15 protein-coding genes and 1 tRNA gene are annotated in these 16,526 nt (G+C 72.9%); 6 read left to right on the top strand and 10 right to left on the bottom strand.

The features are described from left to right. Window positions 1-70 precede the first annotated feature (70 nt). The 5 genes from DFJ68_RS11145 (at window position 71) to DFJ68_RS11125 (ending at window position 5,412) form a co-directional block, all read left to right on the top strand. Window positions 71-2,665: a UTP--glucose-1-phosphate uridylyltransferase gene (locus tag DFJ68_RS11145; RefSeq protein WP_245963596.1), complete on the top strand. Its 2,595-nt coding sequence runs from the start codon at window positions 71-73 to the stop codon at window positions 2,663-2,665. 73 nt (window positions 2,666-2,738) lie between these two features. Further along, window positions 2,739-3,164, top strand: a complete 426-nt coding sequence (moaC, locus tag DFJ68_RS11140) for a cyclic pyranopterin monophosphate synthase MoaC (protein WP_211333478.1) — start codon at window positions 2,739-2,741, stop codon at window positions 3,162-3,164. Continuing rightward, the gene (locus tag DFJ68_RS11135) at window positions 3,157-3,660 is read left to right on the top strand and encodes a MogA/MoaB family molybdenum cofactor biosynthesis protein (RefSeq protein WP_121033221.1); all 504 of its coding nucleotides are present in this window, start codon (window positions 3,157-3,159) and stop codon (window positions 3,658-3,660) included. Before moaC ends, DFJ68_RS11135 begins: the two co-directional genes overlap by 8 nt. An 88-nt stretch (window positions 3,661-3,748) precedes the next feature. After that, the gene (locus DFJ68_RS11130; protein ID WP_245963595.1) at window positions 3,749-4,312 is read left to right on the top strand and encodes a GNAT family N-acetyltransferase; all 564 of its coding nucleotides are present in this window, start codon (window positions 3,749-3,751) and stop codon (window positions 4,310-4,312) included. A 104-nt stretch (window positions 4,313-4,416) separates the two neighbouring features. Next, window positions 4,417-5,412 carry a hypothetical protein gene (locus DFJ68_RS11125; RefSeq protein ID WP_121033212.1) on the top strand — a complete coding sequence of 332 codons (996 nt, stop codon included), beginning with the start codon at window positions 4,417-4,419 and terminating at the stop codon, window positions 5,410-5,412. Window positions 5,413-5,520: 108 nt separating this feature from the next. Here the strand turns inward: DFJ68_RS11125 and DFJ68_RS11120 are convergent, their stop codons facing one another. Beyond that, the gene (locus DFJ68_RS11120; RefSeq protein WP_245963594.1) at window positions 5,521-6,753 is read right to left on the bottom strand and encodes an AI-2E family transporter; all 1,233 of its coding nucleotides are present in this window, start codon (window positions 6,751-6,753) and stop codon (window positions 5,521-5,523) included. A 59-nt stretch (window positions 6,754-6,812) separates the two neighbouring features. Between DFJ68_RS11120 and DFJ68_RS11115 the strand changes: the two genes are divergently transcribed. Continuing rightward, window positions 6,813-7,655 (top strand): SDR family oxidoreductase, encoded by an 843-nt coding sequence (locus tag DFJ68_RS11115; RefSeq protein WP_121033208.1) that lies wholly within the window; start codon window positions 6,813-6,815, stop codon window positions 7,653-7,655. On the opposite strand, the gene DFJ68_RS11110 is transcribed toward DFJ68_RS11115, so the two are convergent. The 9 genes from DFJ68_RS11110 to DFJ68_RS11070 all read right to left on the bottom strand — a co-directional run bounded on the left by DFJ68_RS11110 (window position 7,642) and on the right by DFJ68_RS11070 (window position 16,474). Then, complete coding sequence (locus DFJ68_RS11110; protein ID WP_121033206.1) at window positions 7,642-8,841, bottom strand: acetate/propionate family kinase; 1,200 nt, start codon at window positions 8,839-8,841, stop codon at window positions 7,642-7,644. The genes DFJ68_RS11115 and DFJ68_RS11110 overlap by 14 nt on opposite strands. Beyond that, the gene (gene pta, locus DFJ68_RS11105; RefSeq protein ID WP_121033204.1) at window positions 8,838-10,946 is read right to left on the bottom strand and encodes a phosphate acetyltransferase; all 2,109 of its coding nucleotides are present in this window, start codon (window positions 10,944-10,946) and stop codon (window positions 8,838-8,840) included. The genes DFJ68_RS11110 and pta overlap by 4 nt, the downstream gene beginning before the upstream one ends. Before the next feature lie 32 nt (window positions 10,947-10,978). Continuing rightward, window positions 10,979-11,827, bottom strand: a complete 849-nt coding sequence (locus DFJ68_RS11100; RefSeq protein ID WP_121033202.1) for a DUF72 domain-containing protein — start codon at window positions 11,825-11,827, stop codon at window positions 10,979-10,981. Next, window positions 11,824-12,513, bottom strand: coding sequence for an HAD family hydrolase (locus DFJ68_RS11095; RefSeq protein WP_121033200.1), 690 nt, complete (start codon window positions 12,511-12,513; stop codon window positions 11,824-11,826). Before DFJ68_RS11095 ends, DFJ68_RS11100 begins: the two co-directional genes overlap by 4 nt. A 62-nt stretch (window positions 12,514-12,575) precedes the next feature. Beyond that, window positions 12,576-12,648, bottom strand: a tRNA-Ala gene (locus DFJ68_RS11090). A 51-nt stretch (window positions 12,649-12,699) separates the two neighbouring features. Further along, window positions 12,700-14,271, bottom strand: coding sequence for a dolichyl-phosphate-mannose--protein mannosyltransferase (locus DFJ68_RS11085; RefSeq protein WP_121033198.1), 1,572 nt, complete (start codon window positions 14,269-14,271; stop codon window positions 12,700-12,702). 42 nt (window positions 14,272-14,313) lie between these two features. Next, window positions 14,314-15,174, bottom strand: a complete 861-nt coding sequence (locus DFJ68_RS11080) for a CPBP family intramembrane glutamic endopeptidase (protein WP_121033196.1) — start codon at window positions 15,172-15,174, stop codon at window positions 14,314-14,316. A gap of 99 nt (window positions 15,175-15,273) precedes the next feature. Continuing rightward, window positions 15,274-15,885 (bottom strand): DinB family protein, encoded by a 612-nt coding sequence (locus DFJ68_RS11075; RefSeq protein WP_121033194.1) that lies wholly within the window; start codon window positions 15,883-15,885, stop codon window positions 15,274-15,276. Window position 15,886: 1 nt separating this feature from the next. Continuing rightward, a complete protein-coding gene (locus DFJ68_RS11070) occupies window positions 15,887-16,474 on the bottom strand; it encodes a DinB family protein (RefSeq protein ID WP_211333346.1) in 588 nt (195 codons plus the stop codon). Window positions 16,475-16,526: the final 52 nt, after the last annotated feature.

Raw genomic sequence — 16,526 nt, 5'->3', positions numbered from 1 at the left:
GTTGCCCCACATCGTCCACCGTACTCTGGAACGCATGACTCACAGGGGCCTTGCCGAGGCTGTCGACCGCATGCGACGGCGTGGACTGGGCCCGGAGGCCATCACCGTCTTCGAGCACTACTTCCACGAGCTGGAGCACGGTGCCGAGGGCACGATCCCCGAGGCGACCATCGAGCCGCTCGGCGAGGTCAGGGCGCTGGGCGAGGCCCCGGTGAACGCCGAGGAGGCCCGCCGCGCGCTGTCACAGACGGCCGTCATCAAGCTCAACGGCGGTCTGGGCACCGGCATGGGCATGACCGGGGCGAAGTCGGCGCTCGAGGTCAAGGACGGCCTCACCTTCCTGGACATCATCGCCCTGCAGGTGCTCTCGCTGCGCGAGCAGTACGACGTCGAGCTGCCCCTCGTGCTGATGAACAGCTTCCGCACGAGCGACGAGTCGCTGAAGATCCTCGGCAAGTACCCCGACCTGCCCGTCGACGGCCTGCCGCTCGAGTTCATCCAGAACGCCGAGCCCAAGCTGCGCCCCGGCGCCCTCACGCCGGTCGACTGGCCGGCCGACCCCGAGCTCGAGTGGTGCCCGCCCGGCCACGGCGACGTCTACGTCTCGCTCGTCACCTCGGGCGTGCTCGACTCGCTGCTGGCCAAGGGGATCCGTTTCGCGTTCCTGTCCAACAGCGACAACCTCGGGGCCACGTGCGACCCCGACGTCGCGGCGTGGATGGTCGAGCACGACCTCCCATTCGTCGCCGAGGTCTGCCGCCGCACCAAGAGCGACCGCAAGGGCGGTCACCTCGCCGTGCGCAAGAGCGACGGCCGCCTCATCCTGCGTGACACGGCGATGGTCGAGGAGGGGGAGGAGCGCTACTTCCGCGACATCGAACGGCACAGCACCTTCAACGCCAACAACATCTGGATCAACCTCGAGGTGCTGCGCGAGCGGATGACGAGCCACGGCGGCGTGCTCGGTCTGCCGATCATCGTCAACCACAAGTCGGTCGACCCGGCCGACCCCGACAGCCCCGAGGTCATCCAGGTCGAGTCGGCCATGGGCACGGCGATCGAGGTGTTCGAGGGCTCCGAGGCGATCCTCGTGCCGCGCACCCGCTTCCGCCCGGTCAAGACGACGAACGACCTGCTCGTGCTGCGCTCCGACTACTTCTCGTTCGACGACAGCTACCACGTCGTGGCAGCCCGCCCCGGGCCCGAGCCCTACGTCGACCTCGACTCCGCCTACCGCTTCGTGCCCGGCTTCGAGAACCGCTTCCGGCACGGCGTGCCGTCGATGGCGGAGTGCACCAGCCTGCGCGTCATCGGCGACCCCGTCTTCGGCAAGGACGTGCGCTGCGTCGGTGACGTGCTCATCGACGGGTTGGCGCGCATCCAGGACGGAGCCGTCATCGGCGAGCGGCCGCGGCCGCCGCGCCACCGCGACATCCGCTCCGTCGACCAGCACCTGCGTGCCATCCTCGGCGCCCTGCAGCCGGCCCCGACGGTGTCGCTCCCGCTCACCGAGGCGATGGGCCTCGTCGTGGCCCGTGACGTCCGCTCCCGCCTCGACCTGCCCGGCTTCGACAACTCGTCGATGGACGGCTACGCGGTCCAGGCAGACTCGCTGTCGGGCGTGGGGGAGCGGCCCGTGCGGCTGCGCCTCGTCGGTGAGGTGGCCGCCGGTGGCGACGGCAAGGCCCTGCGTGTCGGTCCGGGTGAGGCGGTGCGCATCATGACCGGCGCCGAGCTGCCCGAGGGTGCCGACGCCGTCATCGCCGTCGAGGACACCGACGGCGCGGCCGCCGGCCAGGTCGAGTGCCGCGCCAAGGTCCGCCGCGGCCAGTACGTGCGCCCCCGCGGCGAGGACGTCCGCCAGGGCAGCCTCGTCGTCCCGGCCGGTGACGTCATCGGCCCGCGCTCGATCGCCGTGCTCGCCGCCTGCGGGCACGCCGAGGTGCAGGTGCACCAGCGCCCCCACGTCGTCGTGCTCTCGACCGGCGCCGAGCTCGTGAGCCCCGGAGAACCGTTGGGGCGCGGGCAGATCCACGACTCCAACTCCTCGATGCTGTGGGCCGAGGCCATCAACGTCGGCGCCACCGCCGAGATCCGCACCGCCGTCGGCGACACCGAGGCCGAGCTGCTCGCCGCGCTCGACGCGGTCGTCGGCGAGGCCGACGTCGTCATCACGAGCGGCGGCGTGTCGATGGGCGCGTACGACGTAGTCAAGAGCGCGCTGTCCTCGGAGGGCGTCGACTTCGTCAAGGTCGCCATGCAGCCGGGCAAGCCGCAGGGCTTCGGCTTCCTCACCGGGCCGGGTGGTCGCCGCGTGCCGCTCTTCGCCCTGCCCGGCAACCCCGTGTCGTCGTTCGTCTCGTTCGAGGTCTTCGTGCGACCCGCCCTGCGCCGGCTCATGCGTCTGCAGCCGGAGAAGCGCCGCCTGCGCCGGGCCGCCCTCACCTCGGGCGTCACCTCGCCCGACGGTCGTCGCCAGTTCGGCCGTGCCGTCGTGACCCGCTCGCCCGACGGGCCGCTCATCGCGGCGCCGGTCGCCGGTCAGGGGTCACACTTCGTCGGTGACCTCGCCAAGGCCAACGCCCTCTTCGTCGTCCCCGACGACGTCACGCAGCTCGACTCGGGCGACGTCGTCGACGTCGTGCTGCTCGACTTCGAGGTCTGAGGTGTCACCGCATCCCGACGACCACGGCCGCACCGGTGGCCTGACCCACGTCCGGTCCGACGGGACGGCGCACATGGTCGACGTCTCGGCCAAGGCCGTCACCGCGCGCGAGGCGAGCGCCGCCGGGCGGGTGCTGCTCAGTGCCGCGGCCGTCTCGGCCCTGCGTGAGGGGGCCGTGCCCAAGGGTGACGCCCTCGGCGTGGCCCGGTTGGCCGGCATCCAGGCCGTCAAGCGCACGCCCGAGCTCATCCCGCTCGCGCACCCCGTGGCGGTACACGCGGCGCACGTCGACGTCACCGTCGTCGACGACGGCGTGATGATCGAGGCCACCGTGCGCACGGCCGACCGCACCGGCATCGAGATGGAGGCGCTCACCGCCGTCAGCGTCGCCGCCCTCGCCCTCGTCGACATGGTCAAGGCGGTCGACAAGCACGCCCGCATCACCGACGTGCGGGTGACGGCCAAGTCGGGCGGTCGCTCGGGGGACTGGCGTGAGTGAGCCGTTCGGCGCCGGCCGCCGGGCCGTCGTCATCACGTCGTCGAACCGTGCCTCCGCCGGGGTCTACGCCGACACGTCGGGCCCCGTCGTCGTCGAGCGGCTGCGCGCGTGGGGCTTCGAGGTGCCGGATGCCGTCGTGGTGGCCGACGGGGAGCCGTTCGGGCGGGCCCTGGCCGAGGCCCTCGACGCCCGGCCCGCCGTCGTGCTGACGACCGGGGGCACCGGTCTGACCCCGACCGACGAGACGCCCGAGCGCACCGCCCCGCTGCTCGAGCGGCTCGTGCCCGGCGTCGCCGAGGCGCTGCGCTCCGCCGGCGTCGCCAAGGGCGTGCCGACGGCGATGCTGTCGCGCGGCCTCGTCGGCACGACGGGGGCGACCTTCGTGGCCAACCTGCCGGGGTCGCGCGGCGGCGTGCGCGACGCCCTCGACGTCCTCGAGCCCGTCCTCGGTCACGCCCTGTCGCAGCTCGCGGGGGGCGACCATCCGCAGGCCTGAGTGGCTCGGGGGGCGCCGGTCGACGACGACCGGGTCACCGGGGCCGTGGCCCCTCGTGCTGCGAGACGCGAGTGCCGATCCGGCGATCGTGCTGCGTCCGCTGACCGTCGCCGACCAGCAGGAGTGGCACCGCGTGCGCCGCGAGAACGCCTCGTTCGTCGCGCCGTGGGAGCCGACGCTGCCGCCGGGGTCCGGCCCGCGACCGACGGTGTCGTTCCGGCGCTTCGTGCATGACCTCGACGCCGACGCCCGCGACGACCTGTCGCTGCCGTGGTGCATCGAGGTCGGCGGGGCCATCGTCGGACAGGTGCACCTCTTCGGCATCGTGCGGGCGGCCCAGCAGTCGGCGGCCGTGGGCTACTGGCTCGCCGAGTCGGCCACGGGTCGCGGGATCGCCACGCGCGCAGTGGCGCTCGTCGCCGACCACGCGCTGGGCCCGGCCGGGCTGCACCGCGTGGAGGTCAACGTCCGCGGCGACAACACGGCGTCGCTGGCCGTCGTGCAGCGGCTGGGCCTGCGAGACGAGGGCGTTCGACAGCGCTTCCTGCACATCGACGGCCGGTGGCACGACCACCGCACCTTCGCCGTCACCCGCGAGGAGGTCGAGTCGGCCGGCTCGTTGCTGGGGCGGGTCTCACGCCGGGACGGCTGACGACGGCTGACGACGACTGACGGCGGCGAACCGAGTTCGGCCGCTGGGGCGACACGCTCCGGATGTGCCGGGAAGACAACGTCGTTCGCCCTACCGTTGGGCTCGTGCAAGGCAGCCTCATCTTCGTCGTCATCGTCGCGATCTGGGCTGCCTTCCTGGTGCAGCACTGGGTCCGTCGCCGTGAGCACGCCGCCGCCGCCCGCTCGGCCGACGCGTTCAGCGCCGGCATGCGGGTGCTGCAGCGTCGATCGTCCGCGGCCCGGGCCTCCGTCACCCCGGCCCGGTCGCCGCTGTCGGCCAGGTCGGGTTCGCGCCGACAGGTCGCCGCCATACCCTCGGTCACCGGTTCACCGGCGGCTCGTCCCGAGACGTCGCGACCGACGACCGCCCGACCCCAGACCGCAGAGGTGCCCCCGATGACCCCGCCCCGCCGCCCGTCCACCGTGCGACCGGAGGGCCCCACCCTCGGCCAGCGACGGCTGCGGGCCGGCCTGCTGCTCGCGGCCCTGCTCTGGGTGCCGGTCTCGGTCGTGCTCGTCGCCACGGGCACCCTGACCTGGATCTCGATCCCCTTCTCCCTGCTGACGGTCGCCGCCGTCGTCGTGTGGCTGCGCACCGAGGCGGCCTCCGACCGCGCCCGCTCGCGTGACGAGTACGTGGTGGACGACGCCGACGACGCCTTCGTGCCCTCGGTCGACGACACCCAGGCCGTCGCCTCGCACCTCTACGCCCGCCCCTCGCAGACGGGCCGCTCGGCTGCTGCCCCGGCCGCGTCCGACCCGTCGCCGGCCGTGTCGTCCGCCTCGAAGCCCTTCGACCTCCAGGCCGAGACGGCCGCTGCGGCGGCCCGGCCCACGGGTCCGTCCGCCGGTTCGCAGGCCGCCCCGGCCGCTCAGATCGACGAGGTCGCCGAGCCCGCCGCGGGCACGTGGAGCCCCGTCCCCGTGCCCCGCCCGACGTACACGCTCAAGGCGAAGGCCGAGCCCCGCCTCACCGAGAACGGCATCCCCGCCGACGTCTTCGCCACCCCCGAGTTCGCCGACGAGGCCGACGAGCTCGACGAGCGCGGCCTGTTCGCCCGTCGCGCCGCCTCGCAGTAGCCGTCCGCCGGTCGCCCCACAGGGCGCCTGCACCCGGTACGCGAGAACCCCACCGAGCTCGGCTCGGTGGGGTTCTCGCGTGTCAGGGTGCGTCCGGTGGCGCGGGGGCTACGACTGGGCGGTGGAGCCGCCCTCGTCGGCGGTCTCCTCGAGCTGTCTCCTGATGTCGTCGGGCGTCTCGCCCGAGAGCAGGTGCCGGCCGACCGCGTTGACGACGGCGGCGAAGGGCACCGCCGTCAGCGCGCCGACGATGCCGGCGACGACCGACCCGCCCGCCACCGCGAGGATCACGGCCAGCGGGTGCACGTGCACGGCCTTGCCGAGCAGGAACGGCTGCAGCACGTGCGACTCCACCTGCTGCACGGCGATGACGACGGCGAGCATGATGAGCGCGATGCCGGGGCCGTGCGCGACGAGCGCGAGCAGCACGGCGACCGCGCCCGAGAGCAGCGCACCGACGATCGGGATGAAGGCGAAGAGGAAGACGAGGATGCCGATCGCGAGGGCGAAGGGCACCTTGAGGATGGCGGCGCCGAGGCCGATGCCGATGGCGTCGACGAGCGCGACGATGACCGTCGCGCGCACGAACGCCGACAGCTGTCCCCACGCGATGAGGCCGGAGGAGTTGACCCGCGGGCGCGCCACCCGGGGGAAGAGCTGCACGACCCAGGCCCAGATGCTCGAGCCCTGGTAGGTGAAGAAGAAGAAGGCGAACAGGGCGATGAAGATGCCGGCGACGAAGTGCGTCGCGCTCAGCCCGATCGAGGATGCCGTGTCGCCGAGGTTGCCGCTGTTGCCGACCTGCTGCCGGAGGGTGTCGAAGTAGTCGTTGAACTGCGAGTCGGTGATCTTGAAGGTGGTGCGCACCCAGTCGCGCACCTGCTCGAGGCCGCCGGCCACCTGGTTGGTGAGGTCGGAGAACCCGCTGGAGAACTGCGAGCCGACCAGGGTGAACAGGCCGCCGACGACGACGAGGAGGCCGACGAGGGTCAAGCCCGTGGCCGGGCCGGCCGGCATCCAGCGCTGCAGCCACTTGGCGAGCGGGCCGAGCAGCGCCGTGAGCAGCACGGCGATGGCGATGGGCACGACGATCTCGGACACCTGGCGCAGCACCCAGGCGAGGGCGTAGAGCCCGACCCCGATGACGAGCAGCCGGGCGGCCCACTCGCTCGTGGCGCGCACGAGCGGCGGCACGGCGCGGCTGCCGTCGGTGTGGCGGGCGATGGACTGCGGGGACAGCGGGTCGGGTCGGGCGGCGGGGACGTCCGCCTGGTCGTGGTGCGCCCCGGCGACCGGCGCCGCGGCAGGGGCGTCGGTGGGGGGCGTGGTCTTGTCGGTCACGACCCAACCGTATGCCCGGCGCACCCCGGCCCGTGCCGTCCGCGCCCTAGCATGGGCCGATGGACGCACCAGCGCTGGCCGTGACGGGTTCGACCGGGTGGCTGGGTGGGCTCGTGGCCCGTGACCTCGCGGCCGACGGCATCCGGCAGCGGCTGCTCGTGCGCAACCCCGACCGGGCGCCCGCGTTGGACGGCGCCGACGTGCGGCGCTGTGCCTACGGCGACGACGACGAGGCCGTGCGCGCCCTCGAGGGGGTACGGACGCTCTTCATGGTCTCGGCCGCCGAGCACCCCGACCGCCTCGGCCAGCACCTCGGGTTCGTGCGGGCCGCCGCCCGGGCCGGCGTGGGCCACGTCGTCTACGTCTCGTTCTACGGGGCCGCGCCCGACGCCACCTTCACCCTCGCCCGCGACCACGCGGCGACCGAGGAGGCGCTGCGGGCCTCCGGCATGGCGTGGACCTTCCTGCGCGACAACCTCTACCTCGAGTTCTTCGGGCAGCTGCGCGGCGAGGACGGCGCCATCCGTGGGCCCGCCGGCGACGGGCGCGTGGCGGCCGTGTCGCACCCCGACATCGCGGCGGCCGCCGGGGCCGTGCTGCGCGACCCGGCCGCACACGCGGGGGAGACGTACTCGCTGACGGGACCGGAGGCGCTGACCCTGGCGGAGGTGGCCGACGTCGTGGCCGAGGTGCAGGGACTGGAGACGACGTACGTCGACGAGACCGTCGAGGAGGCGTACGCCAGCCGTGCGGTCTACGGCGCGCCCGACTGGCAGGTCGACGCCTGGGTGTCGACGTACACCGCCATCGCGGCCGGCGAGCTGGCCGGCGTGACCGATGACGTCGAGCGGCTCACCGGCCGCCTACCCCTCTCGCTGCGCGAGGTGCTCAGCCGCGGCTGAGCACCTCGGCCGCCTGGCGGGCGATGGCGAGCTCCTCGTTCGTCGGTACGACGGCGACCGTCACGGGGGAGCCGTCGGGCGAGATGACCCGGGCCTCGTTCTTACGGGCCTCGTTGCGCTCCGGGTCGACCGAGAGGCCGAGCCCGCCGAGACCCTCGACGACGGCCGCGCGCACCGGCGGGCTGTTCTGCCCGATGCCGGCGGTGAAGACGAGGACGTCGAGGCGGCCGAGCTGGGCCAGGTACGCGCCGACGTAGTGCTTGAGACGGTGGACGAAGACGTCGAAGGCGAGGCGCGCGTCGTCGTCACCGGCATCCTTGCGGCGCACCACCTCGCGGAAGTCGTTGACCCCGGCGATGCCCTGCAGGCCGGACCGCTTGTTGAGCAGCTCGTCGACCTCGTCGAGCGAGAGGCCCGCCTCGCGGTGGAGGAAGGCGTGCAGGCCGGGGTCGACGTCGCCCGAGCGCGTGCCCATGACGAGCCCCTCGAGGGGGGTGAGCCCCATCGAGGTGTCGACGGCGCGGCCGCCGTGCACGGCCGAGGCCGAGCAGCCGTTGCCGAGGTGCAGCACGACCTGGTCGAGGTCGGCCAGCGGGCGGCCGAGCAGGTCGGCCGTGGCGCCGGCCACGTAGCGGTGCGACGTGCCGTGGAAGCCGTAGCGCCGCAGCCGGTGCTCGCGGGCGAGGTCGCGCGGCAGGGCGTACGTCGCGGCAGCGGCGGGCAGGTCGCTGAAGAAGGCGGTGTCGAAGACGGCCACCTGCGGCACGTCGTAGGCCTCCTGCGCCGCCTCGATGCCGGTGATGGCGCCGGGGTTGTGCAGCGGGGCGAGGGGCACGAGGTCGCGCACCCGGCTCAGCACCTCGTCGTCGACGAGCACCGGGTCGCTGAAGTCGGGACCGCCGTGCACGACGCGGTGGCCGACGGCGCGCAGCCCGACGGCCTGCAGGTCGACGCCGTCGTCGCGCAGCCGCTGCTGCATCTGCTGCAGCGCCTCGGCGTGGTCGGCGGGGCCACCACCCCCGTCGCCGCCGCCCTCGCCGATGCGCTCGACCGTGCCCGAGGCGAGCACGTGCCCGCTCTCGGGCACGACGAGCTGGTACTTCAGCGACGAGGAGCCCGCGTTGAGGACGAGGACGGGCTGGTCGGTGGTCGGTTCGGTGGTCGGCTGCGTGGGCGGTTCGGTCACGGTGTCCCCGGGGGTGGTGGGCTGGGCGGCAGGCCCTGCGCCTGCACGGCGGTGATGGCGACGGTGTTGACGATGTCGTCGACGAGGGCGCCGCGCGAGAGGTCGTTGACGGGGCGCCGCAGGCCCTGCAGCACCGGGCCGACCGCGACCGCGTGGGCGCTGCGCTGCACCGCCTTGTACGTGTTGTTGCCGGTGTTGAGGTCGGGGAAGATGAAGACGGTCGCGCGCCCCGCGACGGGCGAGCCCGGCAGCTTCGCCGCCCCGACGACGGGGTCGACGGCCGCGTCGTACTGGATCGGTCCCTCGAGCAGCAGCGCCGGGTCACGCTCGGCGACGAGCGCGGTCGCGGCCCGCACCTTCTCGACCTCGACGCCGGAGCCGGACGTGCCGGTCGAGTACGACAGCATCGCCACGCGCGGCTCGATGCCGAACTGGCGGGCGGTCTCGGCCGACGACACGGCGATGTCGGCGAGCTGCTCGGTGGTCGGGTCGGGGATGACGGCGCAGTCGCCGTAGACGAGCACGCGGTCGTCGAGGCACATGAGGAAGACGCTCGACACCGTGCGCACGCCCGACCGCGTCTTGATGAACTCGAGGGCGGGGCGGATGGTGTGCGCGGTCGTGTTGACGGCGCCCGAGACCATGCCGTCGGCGAGGCCGAGGTGCACCATCATCGTGCCGAAGTACGAGATGTCGGTGACGAGCTCACGGGCCCGCTCGAACGTGACGCCCTTGTGCGCCCGCAGCTTCGTGTACTCGGCGGCGAAGCGGTCGACGAGCAGCGGGTCGGTCGGCGAGACCACCGCCGCCTCGTCGAGGTCGAGGGCGAGCGCCGAGGCCCTCGCCCGCACGGTGTTCTCGTCGCCGAGCAGCGTGAGGTCGGCGACGCCCCGACGCAGCAGGATCGCCGCCGCCTCGAGGATGCGGTCGTCCTGGCTCTCGGGCAGCACGATGTGCTTGCGGTCGCTGCGCGCCCGCTCCATGAGCTGGAACTCGAACATGAGCGGGGTGCGCACCTCCGACCCCGACACGTCGATGGCCTCGAGCAGCGCGGCCTGGTCGACGCCCTCGGAGAAGAGCCGTCGCGCCGTCTCGATCTTGTTGCGCGACCCCTTCGTCATCGGCCCGCGCACCTGCATGAGCCGCTCGGCCGTCGTGAAGGTGCCGAGGTCGGTGAGGGCGATGGGGAGGTCCTGCTGCACGCCCGCCGACAGCCGCCGGATCGTGTCGGGGATCTCGTAGCCACCCGTCAGCAGGATGCCGGCGAGGCTGGGGAAGGTGCCCGACTGGTGCGCGAGCATGAGGCCGGGGACGAGGTCGGTGCGGTCGCTCGGGGCGATGACGGTGACGTCGGTCTCGAGCCGCGACAGCACGTTGGGCAGGCTCATCGCGGCGACGACGAGGCCGAGGCTGTCGCGGTCCATCCACGCGTCCGTGCCGAGCACGAGCTGGGCGCCGGTCGCCTGCGCCAGGGCCCGGAAGGTGGGGGCGCGCAGGAGGGGGCTCTCCGGCAGGGCCGCGGTGACCGGCATCCCGAGGCGGGTGAGGGCGCCGCGCACGGCCTCGACCTCGTCACCCTCGACCCGGTTGGCGATGACGGCCACCGGGGTGGCGTGGTTGGCGCGCAGCTCGCCGATCGCGCCCTCGGCGGCGACGGCCACCTGCTCGGGGGTGCGGTCACGACCGTGCACGACGAGCACGACGGGCGAGCCGAGGTTGGCCGCGACGCGCGCGTTGAACGACAGCTCGGTGCCGGTCGAGACGTCGGTGTAGTCGCTGCCGAGCACGATCACGACGTCGAAGCGCTCCTGCAGGCGGCCGAACCGCTCGACGATGACGTGCAGGGCCTCGTCGTCGTCCTGCCGGGCGTCGGCGTACGTGACGCCGAGCGCCTCCTCGTACGTCTGCTCGATGCCGGGCTGGCTGACGAGCATGTCGACGATGTGGTCGATCTCCTCGTCGGGGCCCGAGCCGCCGAGGGTGGTGAGCGGGCGGAACACCCCCACCGAGCCCACCTCGCGCACGAGCGCGTCGAGCAGGCCGAGCGCCACCGCGGACTTTCCGGTGAGACCCTCGGGGGAGGCGACGTAGACGCTGCGGCTCACACGACGAACCTAGCCGCAGCGGGCGGGCCGCGTCAGGTGGCGTCCGGCGTGGTGGTGGCGGCGGTGGGCACCCCGAGCCGGGCGAGCAGGCGCACCGCGTCGTGTGGAGCGTGCCCGCGGGCGTCGTTGTCGAAGTAGACGTGCACGTCGTGACCCTCGCCGAGCCAGGTCTCGCACTGCTTCGCCCAGCGGTCCAGCGAGGCGTCGGTGTAGCCGCTGGCGTAGAGCTCGGTCTCGCCGTGCAGGCGCACGTAACGGAAGTCGCTCGTCGCATCGGGCATCGTCGGCCAGCGGCCCGCGCTGTCGGCGACGACGATCGCCACCCCGTGCTCGGCGCAGAGAGCACGGGCCCGGTCGCTGTCGAAGCTCGGATGCCGGGGCTCCAGCGCGTGCCGCACCGCGCCGTGGGTGCGGGGCGTGGTGTCGACGCCCTTGACCTTCCCGTCGTGCGTCACGGCCAGCGCGGCGGTGGCGTCGGTGTCGCGGGGGAGCAGGGCGAGGAAGTCACCGACGAGGCCGGGGTCGAACTCGATCGTCTCCGGCAGCTGCCACAGCACGGGACCGAGCTTCTCGCCGAGCACGAGCACGCCGGAGGCGAAGAAGTTGGCCAGGGCCCGCTCGACCCCACGCAGCCGCTTCAGGTGGGTGACGAACCGGCCGCCCTTGACGGCGAGGACGCAGTTCGGCGGGGTGGCCTCGTACCAGCCGGCGTACGACGCCGGCCTCTGCAGCGAGTAGAACGAGCCGTTGAGCTCGACCGAGGTCATGCGCTCGGCGGCGTAGGTCAGCTCGAGCCGCTGGGGCAGGCCCGTCGGGTAGAAGTCGCCGCGCCAGCGCGGGTAGCGCCAGCCCGAGACGCCGACGAGGGCCCGCGGGCTCATCGGGGTGACGGCTCGCCGCCGCCGGTCAGCTCGCCCGACGCGATGGCCGCACGCAGGTCGTCGAGGGAGTGGTACACCTCGCGGGCGCCGGCCTCGCGCAGCTCCTGCTCCGAGAAGCCGCCGGTGAGGATGGCGACGCAGGGCATGCCGGCGTTGGCGGCCGCCCGCGCGTCCCAGATGGAGTCGCCGACCATGAGGCCCCGGCGCCCGCCCACCTTCTCCAACGCGACCTGCAGCAGGTCGGGGGCCGGCTTGCTCGCGTCGGCGTCGTCCGACGACGTCCACCCGTCGGCGAGGTCACGCCCGTCGACGAGGTCGAGGAAGGCGTCGATGTGCTGCTGCTGGCCCGAGCTGGCGAGCACGAGGGTCAGGCCGGCATCCTTGACGGCCTGCAACAGCTCGTGGGCACCGGGCAGCGGGGCGACCTCGGGCAGCATGGGGTCGAACTCCTCGGTCCACGCGTCGCGCAGCGCGTGACCGTGCTGACGCTCGACCTCGTCGCCGGCGACGTGCGCGACGAGCTGGTCACCGCCCATGCCGACGGCCCGGTGGATCTGCCACACCGGCTCGGTGACCCCGTACCGGCGGAAGGCGCGGTACCAGGCGAGGGCGTGCTGGTAGTTGCTGTCGACGAGGGTGCCGTCGACGTCCATGACGATGGTGTCGACCGGCTCGGGAGCGCTCATGGGAAGGACGTACCCGGGATGCGCCGAAGGCCCGGTCGGGTGACCGGGCCTTCGTCTCGGGGTGGAGCTGCGGGGATTCGAACCCCGGGCCTTCTCATTGCGAACGAGACGCGCTACCAACTGCGCCACAGCCCCTCGTGCGTCAGGAAATGTACCACCCGGCCGCAGGGGCCGAGAAACCGGCTGTCACACCCAGCTGGGGAACCACATGCGCCGCTGCCACTCCTGCAGCGGGATCACCTGGCCGGTGTAGATGGGGTAGAAGAACGCGAACAGCGCGATGGTCGAGAGCACGAAGACGCCGGTCACCGCGATCCCGACGCGGCGCCGTCCGGGCGAGGCCTCGCTGCCCCCGATGAGCAGGCCGAGCACGTAGACGCAGGCCAGCACCACCCACGGCACGAACGCGACCTCGTAGAAGGAGTAGATGGTGCGGTCGGCGAGGAAGAACCACGGCAGGTAGCCGGCGGCCAGCCCGCAGAGCACCGCGCCGGCGCGCCAGTCACGGCGCAGCGCCCACATGAACAGCAGCACGACGATGGCGAGCGTCGCGCCCCACCACACCGTGACGGTGCCGATGGAGGTGATGGCCCGGCTGCACTGGTCGACGGTGCAGCCCTGGTCGCCGAGCTTCGGCCCCTGGTAGAAGAAGGACGTCGGGCGGCCCTGGATGAGCCACGACCACGGGCTGGTGCGGTACGGGTGCTCGTTGTCGATCGCCTGCGTCGAGGTGAACATCTGCTGGTGGTAGGCCCACAGCGAACGCCACCAGTCGGGCAGCCACGTGTGCGTCGTCGGGTTCGTCTCGGCCCAGGTGCGGAAGCTGCCGCCCGTGGTGAGGATCCAGCCGGTCCAGCTGGCGACGTAGACGACGACGGTCGTGCCGACGAGCTGGACGAAGGCGTAGGGGCCGTCCTTGAGAACACCGCCGACGGTCCAGCCCCGGATGCCGGCCGCCCGCCGGGCGCCGACGTCCCACAGCACCGTCATGACGCCGAAGAAGACGACGAAGTAGAGGCCCGACCACTTGGTGCCGGTGGACAGGCCGAGCATCACCCCGGCCACCCACCGCCACGGTCTCCAGCCCAGCCACGGGCCCCACCACGAGACGAGGTCGCGTGGCCGGCCCGCGACCTTCTCGGCGAGCACCGCCCGGGCCCGGTCGCGGTCGACGAGCAGCGCCCCGAAGGCGGCGAGCCCGAAGAACATGACGAAGATGTCGAGCAGCCCCGTACGGGAGTGGACGAAGTGGTGGCCCTCGAAGGCGAGCAGCGCGGCGGCGACGGTGCCGAGCAGGTCGGAGCGGAACAGGCGACGGGCGATGAGGCCGAGCATGAGGATCGAGAGCGTGCCGGCGAGGGCGACCGCGAAGCGCCAGCCGAAGGAGTTGAGGATGCCGAACGGCACCTCCCCCCAGCCGATGAGCCACTTGCCGACCGGTGGGTGCACGACGAAGTCGCCCTCGGTGCCGTAGATCATCGGGTCGTTCGCTGTGAAGTGCTGGTCGACCTGCTTGGCCTCGTCGAGCACCGGGTTGTTCTTCATCTCGAACCAGAACTGGGTCATCGACCAGCCCTGCTTGACGTAGTACGTCTCGTCGAAGACGAGCTCGTGCGGCGAGCCGACGTGCCAGAAGCGGATGAACCCGCCGACGAGCATGAAGAACAGCGGCCCGCCCCAGCCGAGCCATCGCAGCCGCCGGAAGTCGTCGGCCGGGTCCCCGAGCAGGCGGGCACGCACCTGCCGGGCCGAGTTCATGGGCGACATCGTATGCAGACCCGCTGGGGTCGCCGTGCCGACCTAGAGCGAGACGCCGTTGGCGCGCAGCAGGGTGTAGCCGACGAAGGCGACGACGTCGAGCAGGGTGTGGCAGACGACGAGCGGCATGACCCGCCGGGTGCGCGCGAAGACGACGCCGAGGATGAGCCCCATCGCGATGTTGCCGACGAACCCGCCGAACCCCTGGTAGAGGTGGTAGCTGCCGCGGATGACGGCCGACAGCCCGATGGCGAGCGGCCACGACCACCCCGTCTGCCGCCAGCGGGTCAGCAGGTAGCCGACCATGACGACCTCCTCGAGCACCGCGTTGCCGACGGCGGCGAGCACGAGCACGGGCGCCGCCCACCAGACGGCGGTGAGGTTGGCCGCCGCGACCTGGGTGTTGACGCCGAGCGCCTTGGCGAGCAGGTACAGACCGAGACCGGGGATACCGATGAGCGCGGCGAGTGCCGCCCCGCGGGCGAGGTCTCGGCCGGGTTCACGGCGGTCGAGGCCGATGAAGCGGCCCGCGCGCACGCCGACCGCCGGGCGGGCGACGTGGCCCAGCAGGTAGAGGGCCAGCAGCACCGGTACGAGCGGCATGGCGATGTTGACGAGCTGGTAGGCGAGGTCGAGCCAGGGCCGGTCGGGCGTCTGGCTGTTGTTCATCGACGTCGTCTGGGCCGACAGGGGTGCGGCGCGGGTCAGCTTGTCGATGATCTGCAGCACGGAGTAAACGGCCGAGCTGCCGAGGGAGACGCCGAGCACGATGAGGGTCTCGACGCGCAGGCCGCGCCGCTGTCGCGGGTCGGCGACTGGGGCGGCGGTGCGCTCGTGGGTGTCGAGCGCCGCGACGAACCGCTGCACCCGCCCCCGCACGTTCACCGTGGCCGTCGTCGTCATGCCGTCACTGTACAAACGCCGGGCGTCGGTGCCGCTGGGAGCGCGCTGGGAGCCGGCTGGGCGACGTGGGTCGACCGGCCGGCATCCGGTGCGGTGGGGTCAGTCCTGCGCAGTGGCCTCGCGCGGGCGCCACGGCCTGAGCCACGGCGTCTCGGGGACGCCGTCGCGCCCGGCCACGAGCTCGTAGAGCGTGGCGCCGTCGATGGACTCGCGCACGATGTCGGCGTGACCCGCGTGTCGGGCCAGCTCCTCCACGACGTGCATGGCCACCCAGCGCACCGACCACGCGTCGACGTCCTGCGGGAACCACGGGGCGTCGCGCGGCACCGGGACGGGGGCGTCGAGGTCGGCGGTACGCAGCAGGGTGCGCGTGCGCTCGCCCACCTCGGCCAGTGCGGCGAGCAGGCTCTCGAGGGTGTCGTCGTCGGTGACCCTGAAGTCGTCGCCCCACGCCTGCTCCTGGTCCTCGGCGGAGGCGTCGGGAGCCGTGGGCGCCTCGGGGGCGGCGGCGATGCGGTCGGCCCACTCGCGCTCACACGTCGTGACGTGCTTGACGAGGCCGCCGATCGACAGGGCGCCGGCGGTCGGTGCAAGGCGGATCTGCTCCTCGGTGAGGCCGTAGGCGGCGGCGGGGAAGGCGTCGCGCTGCATGTCGAGGAAGGCGATGAGGGCCTCGCGCTCGTCGGCGACGGGTGGGACGTGGAACGGCATGTCAGTTCTCCTGGGTTTCGGTCGTGCGGTGGGCGTAGAGGTCGCGTAGCAGCGCGAGCTCGGCGCCATGGTGGATCAGCTCGCGGTTGATGTGGGCGACGAGGTCGGCGCGGGAGTGCTCGGCCCAGGGTCCCTCGGCCGGGCCGCACGGCTCGCGCAGACCCTCCTCGCCCCAGCCGCGGACGCCGGCGAGCCAGGCGGCGTACTGCTCGTCGAGCTGGGCCAGCGCACCGGCTGCGGTCGGGGAGTAGTCGAAGCCGAGGTAGTCGACGGGCGGCCCGCCGAAGTGGCCGTGCACCCGCATCCCGAGGACGCCGACGACGAGGTGCGCGATGCGCCACGCGATCGTCGTGACCGGGGCGGGCGTCGGCTCGGGGTGGGCGAAGTCGATGGTCGTGTCGCCCGAGCCGCCCTGCAGCTCGGTGCGCCCGTGGCCGCGCGGGTGCACCGACCACATACCGGCCACCGGCTCCCAGAGGTACTCGTCGTCGGTGAGCCCGTCGAGTCGGGGGCGCAGCTGGGTCCGCCAGTGCCAGTCGACCTGCTCGACGAGCAGGTCGTTGACGTCGATGGCCGTCGTGGAGTTCATGACACGACTCTCTCGACCAACTAGGACAGTTCCTGTCCGCAGTCTCTGCGAG

The sequence above is a fragment of the Terracoccus luteus genome, assembly GCF_003635045.1.
GTDB classification, from domain to species: domain Bacteria; phylum Actinomycetota; class Actinomycetes; order Actinomycetales; family Dermatophilaceae; genus Terracoccus; species Terracoccus luteus.
This window is presented reverse-complemented; position numbering and strand designations above follow the sequence as displayed.